This is a genomic window from Aeromonas sp. ASNIH1, from assembly GCF_002934285.1.
In the GTDB taxonomy this organism is placed as follows: Bacteria; Pseudomonadota; Gammaproteobacteria; order Enterobacterales; family Aeromonadaceae; genus Aeromonas; species Aeromonas caviae.
In genome coordinates, this window is sequence record NZ_CP026228.1 from 4121852 (window position 1) to 4135257 (window position 13406).

The following is a 13406-nucleotide window of genomic DNA, read 5'->3' on the forward strand; positions in this document are numbered from 1 at the left end:
GGACAGGGTCAAATAGTTTGCATTCAGGCAAAAGAAAGGGCGACCAGAGTCGCCCTTGTCATTTCGTTGCCAGCATCAGCTATTCTTGCTGAGGGTGGCCAGATCCGCCGTGATGTTGGCCGCTTCCACCTGGTATTCGTCAGGTGCCTCGAAATCGGTCGGCAGTTCATCCAGGCTCTTCACCGTCGGCTTGCCAAGACGGGTCAGCCGCTCATTGGCTCGCGCCAGCGCCTTCTCGTCCTGTTTGGCCTGTTCAGCCAGCCGCTCGGCTTCGTTCAGGGAGACCGACTTCTTGTCCTTGTCCGCCTGATACTCCTTGATGTCCTGCAGCACATAGGCAAATTCCGGATCCTTGGTGATCCGTGCCTCGTGGGCCGCTTTCAGCTTGGGCAGCAGGCTGGAGAAGTCCCCCAGTCGCTCGTAGCTGGCCGAGGCAATCTTGTCCCAGGGCAAGGCGTTGAACTCGCGGCTCTCCCCCGTCTCCCCCGGCGCTACCGCAGTCGGGAAGGCGATATCGGGTACAACCCCCTTGTTCTGGGTGCTGCCGCCATCGATACGGTAGAACTTGGCGATGGTGTACTGCACGTGACCCAGCGGCTGCTCGTAGAAGTCATAGACCTTGGCGAGGCTACGATGCTGCTGCACCGTCCCCTTGCCGAACGAGTTTTCGCCGAGGATCAGCGCACGACCATAGTCCTGCATGGCGGCAGCGAAGATCTCGGAGGCCGAGGCGCTGTAGCGGTCGATCATCACCGACATGGGGCCACCGTAGTAGACATTGCCGTCGTCGTCGCCATTGACGGTGATGCGACCCATGTGATCACGGATCTGCACCACGGGGCCGCTGGCAAAGAAGAGACCGCTCAGGGCGGAAGCTTCCGTCAGGGCACCGCCACCGTTGCCGCGCAGATCGACGATGAGGCCGTCGATCTTCTGCTTGTTGAGGCTGGAGATCTCCTTGATCACGTCGTCGTGCAGGTTGACGTAGAAGCTCGGGATCTCGAGCACGCCGATCTTCTTGCCCTCGGCGGTGATCACCTTGGACTTGGCGGCTCTGTCTTCCAGACGCACCTTGTCACGCACCAGCTCCACCAGCTCGGTCTTGGCGGTCGCGCCCTTGCCGCGCTGGATCTCCAGCTTCACCTTGCTGCCCTTGGGCCCCTTGATGAGCTCGACCACGTCGTCAAGACGCCAGCCAATGACATCCACGATCTTACCGTCGTCCTGCCCCACACCGGTGATCTTGTCATCGGGTTTCAGGTGATTGGACTTGGCCGCCGGGCCGCCTGGCACCAGGGAGCGGATGACGGTAAAGTCATCTTCCGCCTGCAGCACGGCCCCAATCCCTTCCAGCGAGAGGTTCATCTCGGTGTTGAACCGATCGGCGCTGCGCGGAGACAGATAGCTGGTGTGCGGTTCGATGGCGCGGGCGAAGGAGTTCATGAAGAGCTGGAACACGTCCTCGCTCTCGGTCTGGGACATCCGCTTGATGGCGTTGTTGTAACGCTTGCCAAGCAGCTCCTTGATCTCGGGCCACTCCTTGCCGCTGAGCTTGAGGCTCAGGGCATCGAACTTGACCCGCTGACGCCACAGCTCGTTGAGCTCGGCTTCATCCTTGGGCCAGGGAGCCCCTTCCCGATCGAAGACGTAATTGTCTTTCTGGGTAAAATCGAAGGGAGTGTCGAGCAGTTTGAGGGCGTATTCGAACCGCTCGTACCGCCGCTGCTGACTCAGGTTGAACATCTCGTAGGCCGGAGCCAGTCGCCCTCGCTCGAGGTCGGTGTCAAAACCGGTACGATATTTCTCAAAACGGCTGATGTCAGAGGCCAGAAACAGGTTGCGGCTGTAGTCCAGATTCTCCAGATACTTGTCAAAGATCACGGAGGAAAAGGCGTCGTCCAGCTTGAACTGTTTGTAGTGGGAGCGGGTAAACAGATTGGCAATTCGCTTGCTGGCCGTAGCATGTTGGCTCTCTTGAGCCAACACAGGCAAATCACTTTCCTTGAGCACCGGCTCGATGGCCTGTGCGAGCCCGGCAAGCGCCAGGCTACAGGCAACGAGTGAAAAACGAATCACGCCATGCTTCAACATTCGTCTCCTTAGAGAACCAGATGCTCGAACTTGACCCGCAACATCATGCCGGTCTGCAATTGAACCTGTACGTCATCCTTGGTCACTTCCTTGATGGTCGCAGGCACAGGGGACTTGCCCAGCACGACGCGCACGCCCTGCTCGACTTTCAGGGTAGCGGCATCCACTTTCACCAGCGGCGCATCGGCGACCGGTGCAGCCTTGGGAGCAGGGGCGGACTTGGGCTTGTCGGAGCGGGGAGCGTCAGCCTTGCGCGGCGCGTTGCGACGCGGCTGCTTGGGCTTGTCTTCCTTCTCCTTGGTGTTGGTGCGGCGGCTGGCAAAGACACGTTCCTTGCTCTCCTTGAGCGCCTGTTTGGCATGCTCGATGTGCTCTTCGGTGAGCAGCTCGCCCGGGTTGCCGTCCAGATCGACACGGGCCTGGCCAGCCTTGAGGCCATGCAGGTAACGCCAGCTGGAGGTGTATTGACGCAGAGCAGAGCGCAGCATGGTCTTGGAGACTCTCTCGTCATCAGCAAGACGCGCGGCCAGATCCTGGAAGATGCCAATCTTGAGTGGCTTGGCCTCTCCTTCAGCGATGAAGCAGGCCGGGAATTTCTCGACCAGGTAGGCGACGATCTCTTTACTGTTCTTCAGCTTTTCAGTGTTTTCCATGTATAACCTTGGCTTTCATATAGACGCACGGGCATGCCCGAACACAACAAAGGCCCCATTATAGAGAGCTTGGGACCTTTTGCGAACCATCTAGCAATGACTTAGAGCATGCTTTCCAAAATTTGCACCGTTTCTTCGAGGCCAATCCGGTCCTGCTCGTCAAAGCGGTTAAAGATTGGACTGTCGATGTCCAGCACCCCGATGATCTCCCCGCCACGGCGCAGCGGGATCACGATTTCCGAGTTGCTGGCACCGTCGCACGCAATGTGCCCCGCGAACTGGTGCACGTCGTCCACCAGCTGGGTCTTGCCCTCGGCAACCGCAGTGCCACAGACGCCGCGCCCGACCGGGATGCGCACACAGGCCGGCTTGCCCTGGAACGGGCCGAGCACCAGGGTCTCGCCCTGCAGCAGGTAGAAACCAACCCAGTTGATGTCAGCCAGTTCCTGATTGAGCAGGGCAGACAGGTTTGCCAGGGTGGCGATCATGTCGGGTTCGCCCTCTAGCAATGCCTGGGCCTGCTGGTTGAGCGTGCGATAAAATGCTTGTTTTTCAATCATGATTAAATGAACTTCACTCTTTGATAATCAATGCAAGGTACCGTCCTGCCTGAAAATTTCAAATCAATTTTCATTTATCCCCCCTCCTGGGGCCCGATGAGAGTCCGTTCAACGTGCCGCGCCCAACGTCAGTTGATGGCGCTGGCCATTGCTCCACTCGATGGTCAAGAGCCAGTCCATCGCCTCTGCCGTACAACTTCCCACCTGGGTCACCCCTCGCCACCCCGCATCGCTGGCTTCAAACAGCACGGGGATGAGCCCCATGAACATCTCCTTGCCCTCGAGCCAGGCCTTGACCGGCGTAATGGCCGGCACACCCCCTTGAAGGCGCAGGACAAAGTCATGTTCAGGGCGGATCGGCAAGCCATCGATGCTGACCGTCAGCGGGCGATCCCCGACGATGAGGCGGCAGGGGCTGTGGGACAGATCACAAATCTGAACATTGGAGCCCTCTGCATGGTCGCTTCCTGTGCCTGAAAACCAGGTTCGATAGGCCATCAGGGAGAGCAAAATGACCAGCACCATGGACAGGTGGACGATTTTGCGTGAAGTGAGTCTCTCTTTCATGAAAAAACAGCTCTGTAAGGTACGTAGAAAATGTAATTTTCGTGATCTGGCTCAAGGTAAAAACTGGCGGACATGAGACCCGCTGGAGCCAAATATATCACTGTTTGTACTGTTATTTTACCGGTCATTTCAGTATCATTCTCAATGGATTTTCATTTAACCACCTTTTGCTTTTCCTTTTATTAACAGATGTTAACGAGGGGATTTTGCAAAACCGGGGTGAAAATGGCCCAGGACACCGGGCAACACTAACAACAGCATCGGAAGCGGAATACAACGATGAGCCATACAACAAACCACCCTGAGTACAACTACACCGTTGTGCGCCAGTTCACCGTCATGACGATTGTCTGGGGTATCGTCGGCATGTCGGTGGGTGTATTGATTGCAGCCCAGTTGATCTGGCCTGCCCTCAACTTCGACACCCCCTGGCTGACGTACAGCCGTCTGCGTCCCCTGCATACCAATGCGGTCATCTTCGCATTTGGTTGCAGCGCCCTGATGGCCACCTCCTTCTACGTGGTGCAACGCACCTGTCAGGTCCGGCTGTTTGGTGGTCCCCTCGCCTCCTTCGTGTTCTGGGGCTGGCAGGCGATCATTCTGTCTGCAGCCATCTCGCTGCCGCTGGGGTACACCACCTCCAAAGAGTACGCCGAGCTGGAGTGGCCCATCGACATCGCCATCGCCGTGGTCTGGGTGAGCTATGCCATCGTCTTCTTCGGCACCTTGGTCAAGCGCACCACCTCCCACATCTATGTGGCGAACTGGTTCTTCGGTGCCTTCATCATCACGGTGGCCGTACTGCACATCGTCAACAACATGGAAGTGCCGCTCTCCGGCATGAAGTCCTACTCCATGTACTCCGGTGCCATGGATGCCATGGTGCAGTGGTGGTATGGCCACAACGCAGTGGGCTTCCTGCTGACAGCGGGCTTCCTTGGCATGATGTACTATTTCGTGCCCAAGCAGGCGGGTCGCCCCGTCTACTCCTACCGCCTCTCCATCGTGCACTTCTGGGCGCTGATCTCCCTCTATATCTGGGCCGGTCCGCACCACCTGCACTATACCGCCCTGCCTGACTGGGCCCAGTCGCTGGGCATGGTGATGTCCCTCATCCTGTTCGTGCCCTCCTGGGGCGGCATGATCAACGGCATCATGACCCTCTCGGGTGCCTGGCACAAGCTGCGTTATGACCCCATCCTGCGCTTCCTGATCGTCTCCCTGTCGTTCTACGGCATGTCGACCTTCGAAGGCCCCATGATGGCGATCAAGACCGTCAACGCCCTCTCCCACTACACCGACTGGACTATCGGTCACGTTCACTCCGGTGCCCTGGGCTGGGTTGCCATGGTGTCCATCGGTGCCGTCTACCACCTGATCCCGAACCTGTTCGGGCAGGGGCGCATGTACAGCATCAAGCTCATCAACGTCCACTTCTGGCTGGCCACCGTGGGCACCGTGCTCTATATCGTCGCCATGTGGATTTCCGGTGTGATGCAGGGCCTGATGTGGCGTGCGGTCAACGACGACGGCACCCTGACCTACAGCTTCGTGGAGGCGCTGCAAGCTTCCTATCCCTTCTACTTCGTGCGCTTCCTGGGTGGCTGCTTCTTCGTCACCGGCATGCTGCTGATGGCCTACAACGCCTATCGCACCGTCACTGCGCCCAAGGGTTCTCTGGAACCCGTCGCACAGCCAGCCTGATTTGAAGGGGTTTAAAGCATGAGCAACAACAACCGTCACGAGATTTTTGAAAAAAGCGTCCCCATGCTGGTGATTGGCATCATCTTCGCCATCAGCCTGGGGGGCCTGGTGGAAATCACCCCCCTGTTCTTCCAGAAGCAGACCAACGAGCCGGTGGAGGGCCTCAAGCCCTACACCGCCCTGCAGATGGAAGGACGCGACATCTACATCCGCGAAGGCTGCACCGTCTGCCACAGCCAGATGATCCGCCCGTTCCGCGCCGAGACCGAACGCTACGGCCACTACTCGGTTGCCGGCGAGAGCGTCTGGGAGCACCCCTTCCTGTGGGGCTCCAAGCGTACCGGCCCGGATCTGGCCCGGGTCGGCGGCCGCTACTCCGATGACTGGCATCGCGCCCACCTCATCAACCCGCGTGACGTGGTGCCCGAGTCCAACATGCCGGCCTTCCCCTGGCTCGAGACCAATGTGCTGAGCGGCGAGTTGACTGGCAAGAAGCTGGCTCTGTTCCGGGATCACTTCGGCGTGCCCTATACCGATGCCGACATCGCTGGCGCCGGTGAGGCCGTCAAGGGCAAGACCGAGCTGGATGCGCTGATCGCCTATCTGCAATCACTGGGCCATGCCCTGAAATAAGGAGTCGGGATATGGATTACGGCACATTTCGCGGCCTGTACACCCTGCTGCTGATGGTCATCATGATTGGCATCATCGTCTGGGCCTACAGCAAGCGCCGCAAGGCTTCTTTCGACGAGGCCGCCAACCTGGTTTTTGCCGATGACGAGCAACCCAGTGCTGATAACAAGAACGCAGGAGCGAAGCAATAATGAGCACTCTGTTTAGCATTTTTGTGACCGTCATAAGCCTTGGCACCATTCTCGGCTGCTTCCTGCTGCTGGCCTGGTGCATGAAGGACAAGATGGGAGCCGAAGAGGGCAAACCCATGGGTCACACCTTCGACGGCATCGAGGAGATCAACAATCCCCTGCCGAAGTGGTGGTCCTATATGTTCCTCTTCTTCATCGTCACCGGGCTCATCTACCTGCTCGCCTTCCCGGGCCTTGGCAACTTCAAGGGTCTGCTGGGCTGGCAGAGCTCCAACCAGGATGTGCGTTCCCTGGCCGAGTCCAAGGCGGCGGCCGAGTCTGCCAAGGCCGAAGGACGCGCGGTGGAATACGACCGGGAACTCGCCAAGGCCGACGAGATCTACGGCGCCAAGTTCCGCGAGCTGACCTATCAGGCTGACGGCAAGAGCTACAAGGAGATCACCGAGATCGCCAAGGATCCGGAAGCCCTGAAGGTGGGTCAGCGCCTGTTCCTGCAAAACTGTTCCCAGTGTCATGGCTCCGATGCCCGCGGTGGTCGCGGTTTCCCAAACCTGACCGACAGCGAATGGCAGTGGGGCGGCGCACCCGACCAGATCAAGACCACCATCATGGGCGGTCGTCAGGGGATCATGGCCGCCTGGGGCGAGATCCTGGGTCAGGACGGGGTGAAAGAGGTTGCCTCCTATGTGCTGAGCCTCTCCGGTCGTAAGGTTGATCTGGTGGAAGCCAAGAAAGGGGAAGCACGCTTTGCCATGTGCGCCGCCTGCCACGGTCCGGATGCCAAGGGCGGCATCGCCTTCGGCGCACCGGATCTCACCAACAACATCTGGCTCTATGGCGGCTCCCGTCAGGTGGTCGAACAGACCATCACCCACGGGCGCCACGGCGTGATGCCGGCCTGGAAGGACATTCTGGGGGAAGACAAGGTACACCTGCTCGCTTCCTACGTTTACAGCTTGTCCCACAACGATCGGCAAAATCAGCAGTAACATGTGATAAGCACGTGATTAATCAGCAAAAAGCCTCGACTCTTCGAGGCTTTTTGCTATCTTGTGTTGGCTGAATTACCGCCATTTCGTTAACCATTTGTTTCGGTAGCATCATGACTCAACCCTGGTATCGCCAATTCTGGCCCTGGTTCATCATCGCCCTCCCCTGCGCCGCCGTGGTAGGCAGCATCGCCACCGCCATCATTGCCAGCAAGGATGGGGTCAACCTGGTGGCGGAGGACTACTACAAGCAGGGCAAGGAGATTAACCAGGATCTCAGCAAGTTCGATCGCGCCGAGGCGCTCGGCATCCGTATCGCCCTCAATGTCAGCGACAAGGAGCTGACGTTAAATCCACTGTCCGGGGATTTCCCCCTCGGGCAGGCACTGCACCTCTCCCTGTTTCATCCCACGTTGGCGGGCCTGGACAGCGAACATCTGCTGACGGCCGATGGCAAGGGAGTCTATCGCCTGATGCTCGACAAGCCCCTCACCGGCAAGTGGCACGTGCGGGTCGATGCCTTCAACCATGAATGGCGCCTCCAGGAGACGGCACAACTGCCGACTCAGGCAGCGATTGAGCTCGATCCCAAGGGACGTTGAATCACGAAGGCAGGGTGATCGGCACGCCGGTCAGCCGCCCTTCTCCCCGACCCGGCCTGCAGGGCTGCATCAAAGAGGGATGATCACCATGACCGGCTGTTTTCACTGTGGTGAACCGGTTCCCACTGGCAGTAACTTTACTCTCGAGATCAAAGGCATCGCTCAGCCGATGTGTTGCCCTGGCTGTCAGGCCGTGGCACAGACCATTCTCGAATGCGGCCTCGCCAGTTATTACGAACACCGCACCGCTCCCGGCATCAAGGGGGAACTGGTGCCCGAAGAGCTCGCCGCCCTCACCCACTACGATCTGGCGGAGGTGCAGCAGGAGTTCGTCACCGACACCGGTACGGGTCGCGAAACGACGCGCGAGATCCAACTGACGGTGGAAGGTTTGACCTGCGCCGCCTGTGCCTGGCTCATCGAGCGGCACCTGATGACCCTGCGCGGTCTGCGTTACATCAACGTCAATACCACCACCCATCGCGCCCGCATCAAGTGGGATCCGGCCCAGCTCTCTTTGAGCGACATTCTCAAGGGCTTTGCCAGGGTCGGCTATCGCGCCTATCCCTTCCAGACTCATCAGCAGGAAGCGCTCTACGCCAAAGAGGTGCGCAGCTACATGTTCCGCATGGCGCTGGCCGGCCTTGGCTCCATGCAGGTGATGATGTGCGCCGTGGCACTCTACATGGACCTCTTCATCAGCGTGGAAGAGGAGTTCATGATCTACTTCAAGTGGATAAGCCTTCTGCTCTCCACCCCCATCATGATCTACTCGGCCCAGCCTTTTTACGTGGGGGCATGGCGCAGCCTGAAGCAGGGGCACCTCTCCATGGATGTGTCGGTGTCGCTGGCACTGATCGGCGCCTTCGTCGCCTCCATCTGGGCCACGGTCTTCAACACGGGTGAGGTCTATTACGACTCCATCACCATGTTCGTCTTTTTCCTGCTGTTGGGCCGTCTGCTGGAACTACGAGCGAGGCGCAAGGCGTCGGAGTCGAGCTCCAACCTGGCGCGTCTGGTGCCCATCATGGCGACCCGCATCGATGATGACGGCGAACACGAGGTGGCCGCCAAGACGCTGCGAGTCGGAGACAGGGTGCGGGTACTCGCGGGGGCCACCCTGCCGGCAGACGGCATCGTCACCTTGGGCCAGGCCAGCCTCAACGAATCCATGCTGACTGGCGAACAGTTGCCTCTGCTCAAGCAGGCCGGGGATCCCGTCTATGCAGGCACCATCAATACCGATGCCCCCCTGGAGATCCGGGTCAGCCATCCCATTGAAGAGTCGCGTCTGGCCCAGATCATGCGCCTGCAGGATCATGCTCTGGACGACAAGCCCGCCATCGCCCAACTGGCGGACGTGCTGTCGCGCCACTTTATCCTGGTGCTCCTGATCATTGCGGCCGCGGTCTGGACCTTCTGGCATTTTCATCAGCCCGAGCGGGCCTTCTGGGTCACCCTGGCGGTGCTGGTGGCGACCTGTCCCTGCGCCCTCTCGCTGGCCACCCCGACCGCACTGACCTCGGCCACTGCCAACCTGACCCGCAGCGGCATCCTGCTGCGCCGCGGCCACGTGCTGGACATTCTGACCCGGGCCAACCGCATCGTGATGGACAAGACGGGAACCCTGACCACGGGCAACATCAGCCTGGTGAGCACCCAGCCCCTCGGCGAGCTCGACGCAGCCCGCTGCCTCGCACTCGCCCATGCCCTGGAGACCTACTCCGAGCACCCCATCGCCCGTGCGTTTCGAAGCAAACCACTGGCGGACGGGGTGCCGCTCGCCGCCAGCGACGTCACCCCCGTCATCGGCCACGGCGTGCAGGGAGTAATTGAGGGCAAGCATTACCGCATCGGCAGTGCACGCTGGCTCGAACTGGCGCAAGAAGAGAATGCCGCTCAAGGGCTGACCATCTATCTGGCCGATGAACACGGACTACTGGCCCGTTTCATCCTGGCCGACACGCTGCGCCCCGATGCCGGTGCACTGATCCAGGCCTTCAAGGAGGCAGGCCTGCAAACCACCATTCTCACCGGCGACGGTTCGGACCAGGCGGACATGCTGGCCCGTGAGCTGGGGGTCGATGAGCTGGTAAAAGGGGTCACCCCGGACGGCAAGCTGGCCTATCTCAAGGCCCGGGAAGCGGCCGGGGATATCAGCATCATGGTGGGAGATGGCATCAACGACGCCCCTGTGCTGGCCGGCGCCCACGCGTCCTTTGCCATGGCGGGGGGCACGGATCTGGCCAAGAACAGTGCCGACGCCATCCTGCTGGCCGACGATCTCTCCCGTCTGCTGGCCGCCCGGGCCCTGGCCCTGCGCACTCGCAAGATCATCAAGGAGAACTTTGCCTGGTCCATCGGCTACAACCTGCTTGTGCTGCCGCTGGCTGCAAGTGGCTGGCTCCCCCCTTATCTGGCGGCTGCTGGCATGTCCCTGAGCTCCCTCATCGTGGTCACCAACTCCATGCGGCTCAACCGGTGAGCAGCCATCTGGCATCCTCCCGGGTGGCGGCACCTCTTGCCTCGCCGGGTTATCATCCCCCTTTCACCACAGGGTCCGCGCCATGAACATTATCTTCGTCCTCATCCCCATCGCCATCCTGTTCGTTGTCATTGCCGGCGCCGTCTTCTTCTGGGCCATCCGCTCCGAGCAGTTCGAGGATCTCGACAGGCAGGGCTCCAACATCCTGTTTGACGAGGAGCAGCGCCCCTTGCCCCCCTCTGAACAACAAGCAGAACAGGAAAACAGGCCCCATGACCAGCAGCCTTGACCTCATGGGCGCCCTGCTGGTCGGGCTTGCCGGTGCCGGCCACTGTATCGGCATGTGTGGCGGCGTGTCCGCAGCGCTCTCCATGGCCATACCTGCCGAGAAGCAGCATTTTTGGGGCAGGCTCGGTTATCTGCTCAACTACAACCTGGGGCGCATCCTGAGCTATGTGCTGGCGGGCGCGCTGGTGGGCGGCTTGCTCGCCACCACCACGGAGATAGGCGCTGGCAAACACGCCCTGGCAGGGCTTCGCCTCATCGCCGCCCTGCTGATGATAGCGCTCGGCCTCTACTTGGCTGGCTGGTGGCATGGCGTCTTGCTGCTCGAGCGCATCGGTGCGAAGTTCTGGCCTCTCATCAAGCCGCTGGCAGGCAGGTTTCTCCCGTTTACATCAGCCAGGCAGGCCCTCCCCTTTGGCATGATATGGGGCTGGCTCCCTTGCGGCCTCGTCTACTCCATGCTGACCTGGAGCGCTGCCGCAGGCTCCGCGAGTGGCGGGGCACTCATCATGCTCTTTTTCGGCCTCGGCACCCTGCCGACCCTGTTTGCGCTAGGGGGGCTGGCAGACCGATTGCGCTACTGGCTCACCCTGCGCAGCCTGCGCCTTGGGGGCGCCTTGCTGCTTATTGCCTACGGGATCCACACCCTCTGGATCGGGATGGCGTCCTTTTGAAACCCTATCCAAAACGGATGAGATGGTGGTAAACTTGTTTGATATAAATCAATTATTCATTTGAGCCTATGATCCCGGACAAGAAACCTGGCAGACGTATTCAGAGCGGTGGCTGTGCAATTCATTGCCAGGATTGCAGCATCAGCCAGCTCTGCATCCCCTTCACCCTGAACGATAACGAGCTCGATCAGCTCGACAGCATCATCGAGCGCAAAAAGCCGTTCCAGAAGGGTGAAGAGTTGTTCAAGGCCGGCGATGAGCTCAAGTCGCTCTATGCCATACGTTCCGGGACCATCAAGTCATACACCATCACCGAACAGGGTGACGAACAGATCACCGCCTTCCACCTCGCCGGTGATCTGGTCGGTTTCGACGCCATCCACAAGCAGGCCCACCCCTCCTTCGCCCAGGCGCTGGAAACCGCCATGGTGTGCGAAATACCGTTCGATGTGCTCGACGACCTCTCTGGCAAGATGCCCAAACTGCGCCAGCAGATCATGCGGCTGATGAGCAACGAGATCATGGGCGACCAGGAGATGATACTGCTGCTCTCCAAAAAGAACGCCGAAGAGCGCCTCGCTGCCTTCCTGCACAATCTCTCGGTTCGTTTCTCCGAGCGCGGCTTCTCCGCCAAGGAGTTCCGCCTCTCCATGACCCGTGGAGACATCGGCAACTACCTCGGTCTCACCGTCGAGACCATCAGCCGCCTGCTGGGCCGTTTCCAGAAATCCGGTCTCATCAGCGTCAAAGGCAAATACATTACTGTACTTGACAACGTTGCCTTGGGCGTCATGGCCGGAGCCACTCGTCCTCCCTGCGGTTAATCCCCGTTTATTCCCTTTTTTGCCGGATCGGATCACCCTGAAATTTGATCCGGCACACCTTCCCGTCTCCCCCCTTGGACTAAGCTGTAATAGCTAAAGAGTTGCCATCATTGGCCTTTTTACCAAGGAGGAGAACATGGTCAAGTACCGAAACATTCTGGTGGTGATCAATCCCGAGGAGGAGCGCCAGATCGCGCTCGAGCGCGCGGTCAAGGTCGCCGAGCTGGATGAGGGCGCCCAGCTGACCCTGCTCCTGACGATTTACGACTTCTCTTACGAGATGACCGCCATGCTCTCGGCAGACGAGCGGGAAGAGATGCGCCATGGTGTCATCGCCCAGCGTCGGGAGTGGCTCGACGAGATCCTAACTCCCTATCGGGCCAGAGGGCTGGAATGCGAAGTGAAAGTGCTTTGGCACAACCGTCCCTTCGAGTGCGTCATTCAGGAAGTGCTGGAACAGCGTCACGATCTGGTCGTCAAGGCGACTCACAAACACTCCTTCCTGCAAACCTTCATCTTCACCCCCACCGACTGGCACCTGCTGCGCAAATGCCCCTGTCCGGTTCTGCTGGTAAAAGAAGGGCACTGGCAACGGGGGGGCAACCTGATTGCCGCCATCAACTGCTCGAGCGATGACAAGGAGCAGAAGGTGCTTAACGAGCGGATCACCCGCGAGGGGATCGCCATCGCCGAGCTGCTTGGTGCCAGTCTCTATCTGGTCAACACCTACCCGGGCACCCCGGTCAATGTCGCCATCGAACTGCCAGAGTTCGATCCCAACGCCTACAACGATGCCATTCGCAAACACCATGAAGATCTGCTGCGGGAACATGCCGATCAATTCGGCATCAACCACATGTGGACCAAGGTGGCGGAAGGCTTGCCGGAGGAGGTGCTGCCGGACATGGCGGACGATCTGAATGCCACCCTGATGATCATGGGATGCGTCGGCCGTACCGGCCTCTCTGCCGCCCTGCTTGGCAACACCGCCGAGCACGTGGTGGACAGGCTCAACTGCGACATTCTCATCCTCAAACCCGACGATTACAGCTGCCCTGTGGATGACAGGCGTCATCCTGCATAAGCGTTTCTTGCCCTCCCCCGGGACATGGCTATAATAAGCCGCTTATTTTTGTCCCGGGTTTGAG

General features: G+C 59.7%; 15 protein-coding genes. 11 read left to right on the plus strand and 4 right to left on the minus strand.

Translation table 11 applies throughout. The features are described 5' to 3' along the window. Window positions 1-75: 75 nt before the first annotated feature. From prc to C2U37_RS19995, 4 genes are all read right to left on the minus strand, one after another. On the minus strand, window positions 76-2091 hold the full coding sequence (prc, locus tag C2U37_RS19980; protein ID WP_104452947.1) for a carboxy terminal-processing peptidase: 2016 nt from the start codon (window positions 2089-2091) through the stop codon (window positions 76-78). A gap of 8 nt (window positions 2092-2099) precedes the next feature. Next, window positions 2100-2744, minus strand: coding sequence for an RNA chaperone ProQ (proQ, locus tag C2U37_RS19985; RefSeq protein ID WP_010674770.1), 645 nt, complete (start codon window positions 2742-2744; stop codon window positions 2100-2102). A gap of 101 nt (window positions 2745-2845) precedes the next feature. Beyond that, window positions 2846-3304 carry a GAF domain-containing protein gene (locus C2U37_RS19990; protein ID WP_010674771.1) on the minus strand — a complete coding sequence of 153 codons (459 nt, stop codon included), beginning with the start codon at window positions 3302-3304 and terminating at the stop codon, window positions 2846-2848. Window positions 3305-3412: 108 nt separating this feature from the next. Then, window positions 3413-3871, minus strand: coding sequence for a hypothetical protein (locus C2U37_RS19995; RefSeq protein WP_010674772.1), 459 nt, complete (start codon window positions 3869-3871; stop codon window positions 3413-3415). Between the two features lie 41 nt (window positions 3872-3912). On the opposite strand from C2U37_RS19995, the gene C2U37_RS24740 reads away from it, so the two are divergent. The 11 genes from C2U37_RS24740 to uspE all read left to right on the plus strand — a co-directional run bounded on the left by C2U37_RS24740 (window position 3913) and on the right by uspE (window position 13342). Next, on the plus strand, window positions 3913-4176 hold the full coding sequence (locus C2U37_RS24740) for a hypothetical protein (RefSeq protein ID WP_125117269.1): 264 nt from the start codon (window positions 3913-3915) through the stop codon (window positions 4174-4176). After that, window positions 4151-5575 carry a cytochrome-c oxidase, cbb3-type subunit I gene (gene ccoN, locus C2U37_RS20000; protein WP_010674773.1) on the plus strand — a complete coding sequence of 475 codons (1425 nt, stop codon included), beginning with the start codon at window positions 4151-4153 and terminating at the stop codon, window positions 5573-5575. Before C2U37_RS24740 ends, ccoN begins: the two co-directional genes overlap by 26 nt. An 18-nt stretch (window positions 5576-5593) precedes the next feature. Then, window positions 5594-6208 (plus strand): cytochrome-c oxidase, cbb3-type subunit II, encoded by a 615-nt coding sequence (gene ccoO, locus C2U37_RS20005; protein ID WP_010674774.1) that lies wholly within the window; start codon window positions 5594-5596, stop codon window positions 6206-6208. A gap of 11 nt (window positions 6209-6219) precedes the next feature. Beyond that, a complete protein-coding gene (locus tag C2U37_RS20010; RefSeq protein WP_010674775.1) occupies window positions 6220-6399 on the plus strand; it encodes a CcoQ/FixQ family Cbb3-type cytochrome c oxidase assembly chaperone in 180 nt (59 codons plus the stop codon). Further along, window positions 6399-7388 carry a cytochrome-c oxidase, cbb3-type subunit III gene (gene ccoP, locus C2U37_RS20015; protein WP_039040785.1) on the plus strand — a complete coding sequence of 330 codons (990 nt, stop codon included), beginning with the start codon at window positions 6399-6401 and terminating at the stop codon, window positions 7386-7388. Before C2U37_RS20010 ends, ccoP begins: the two co-directional genes overlap by 1 nt. A 113-nt stretch (window positions 7389-7501) precedes the next feature. Beyond that, the gene (locus C2U37_RS20020) at window positions 7502-7990 is read left to right on the plus strand and encodes a FixH family protein (protein ID WP_010674777.1); all 489 of its coding nucleotides are present in this window, start codon (window positions 7502-7504) and stop codon (window positions 7988-7990) included. An 88-nt stretch (window positions 7991-8078) separates the two neighbouring features. Beyond that, on the plus strand, window positions 8079-10475 hold the full coding sequence (locus C2U37_RS20025; RefSeq protein ID WP_104453287.1) for a heavy metal translocating P-type ATPase: 2397 nt from the start codon (window positions 8079-8081) through the stop codon (window positions 10473-10475). 82 nt (window positions 10476-10557) lie between these two features. Next, window positions 10558-10764: a cbb3-type cytochrome oxidase assembly protein CcoS gene (gene ccoS / locus C2U37_RS20030; RefSeq protein WP_041211434.1), complete on the plus strand. Its 207-nt coding sequence runs from the start codon at window positions 10558-10560 to the stop codon at window positions 10762-10764. Beyond that, entirely contained in the window at window positions 10748-11434 is a 687-nt protein-coding gene (locus tag C2U37_RS20035; protein WP_010674780.1) for a sulfite exporter TauE/SafE family protein, read from the plus strand. Before ccoS ends, C2U37_RS20035 begins: the two co-directional genes overlap by 17 nt. 68 nt (window positions 11435-11502) lie before the next feature. After that, the gene (locus tag C2U37_RS20040) at window positions 11503-12258 is read left to right on the plus strand and encodes an FNR family transcription factor (RefSeq protein WP_010674781.1); all 756 of its coding nucleotides are present in this window, start codon (window positions 11503-11505) and stop codon (window positions 12256-12258) included. A gap of 136 nt (window positions 12259-12394) precedes the next feature. Continuing rightward, window positions 12395-13342: a universal stress protein UspE gene (uspE, locus tag C2U37_RS20045; protein WP_039040780.1), complete on the plus strand. Its 948-nt coding sequence runs from the start codon at window positions 12395-12397 to the stop codon at window positions 13340-13342. Window positions 13343-13406: the final 64 nt, after the last annotated feature.

Bases quoted from the DNA above. Each gene is read 5' to 3' on its own strand.
- uspE (WP_039040780.1), top strand. From the start codon at position 12,395: ATGGTCAAGTACCGAAACATTCTGGTGGTGATCAATCCCGAGGAGGAG.
- C2U37_RS20035 (WP_010674780.1), top strand. From the start codon at position 10,748: ATGACCAGCAGCCTTGACCTCATGGGCGCCCTGCTGGTCGGGCTTGCC.
- proQ (WP_010674770.1), bottom strand. From the start codon at position 2,744: ATGGAAAACACTGAAAAGCTGAAGAACAGTAAAGAGATCGTCGCCTAC.
- ccoN (WP_010674773.1), top strand. From the start codon at position 4,151: ATGAGCCATACAACAAACCACCCTGAGTACAACTACACCGTTGTGCGC.
- C2U37_RS20020 (WP_010674777.1), top strand. From the start codon at position 7,502: ATGACTCAACCCTGGTATCGCCAATTCTGGCCCTGGTTCATCATCGCC.
- C2U37_RS20010 (WP_010674775.1), top strand. From the start codon at position 6,220: ATGGATTACGGCACATTTCGCGGCCTGTACACCCTGCTGCTGATGGTC.
- ccoO (WP_010674774.1), top strand. From the start codon at position 5,594: ATGAGCAACAACAACCGTCACGAGATTTTTGAAAAAAGCGTCCCCATG.
- C2U37_RS20025 (WP_104453287.1), top strand. From the start codon at position 8,079: ATGACCGGCTGTTTTCACTGTGGTGAACCGGTTCCCACTGGCAGTAAC.
- C2U37_RS19995 (WP_010674772.1), bottom strand. From the start codon at position 3,871: ATGAAAGAGAGACTCACTTCACGCAAAATCGTCCACCTGTCCATGGTG.
- C2U37_RS20040 (WP_010674781.1), top strand. From the start codon at position 11,503: ATGATCCCGGACAAGAAACCTGGCAGACGTATTCAGAGCGGTGGCTGT.
- ccoP (WP_039040785.1), top strand. From the start codon at position 6,399: ATGAGCACTCTGTTTAGCATTTTTGTGACCGTCATAAGCCTTGGCACC.
- ccoS (WP_041211434.1), top strand. From the start codon at position 10,558: ATGAACATTATCTTCGTCCTCATCCCCATCGCCATCCTGTTCGTTGTC.
- prc (WP_104452947.1), bottom strand. From the start codon at position 2,091: ATGTTGAAGCATGGCGTGATTCGTTTTTCACTCGTTGCCTGTAGCCTG.
- C2U37_RS19990 (WP_010674771.1), bottom strand. From the start codon at position 3,304: ATGATTGAAAAACAAGCATTTTATCGCACGCTCAACCAGCAGGCCCAG.